The organism is Streptomyces sp. BE303 (genome assembly GCF_036290945.1).
GTDB lineage: Bacteria > Actinomycetota > Actinomycetes > Streptomycetales > Streptomycetaceae > Kitasatospora.
Map to the genome: position 1 here is coordinate 1 of NZ_JAQYWZ010000186.1, position 316 is coordinate 316.

Sequence of the window (316 nt, forward strand, 5' to 3'; positions counted from 1 at the left end):
AGGGTGCGGCCGTCGAGGGTGACGGTGCCGGAGCGGAGGGGCTGGTCGCCGGCGAGGGCGAGGGCGAGTTCGGAGCGTCCGGCGCCGATGAGTCCGGCCAGGCCGACGACCTCGCCGGCGTGGATGCGCAGGTCGATGCCAGTGACGTGGTCGGTGGTCACGGCACGGACATCCAACACGAGGCGGTCGGTGGCGACGCGTTCGCGGGTGAACATGGCGGACAGGTCCCGGCCGACCATCAGCCGCACGAGGTCGCCCTCGCTGGTGGTCGCGGCGTCCTGGACGCCGGCGAGGGCGCCGTCGCGCAGCACCGCGA

At 74.4% G+C, this 316-nt stretch carries 1 protein-coding gene; it reads right to left on the reverse strand.

Going from position 1 to position 316, the window contains the following annotated elements; genetic code table 11:
* Positions 1–316, reverse strand: a 316-nt coding sequence (locus tag PUR56_RS01080; protein ID WP_329947452.1) for an ATP-binding cassette domain-containing protein, incomplete at both ends; no start/stop codon positions are given.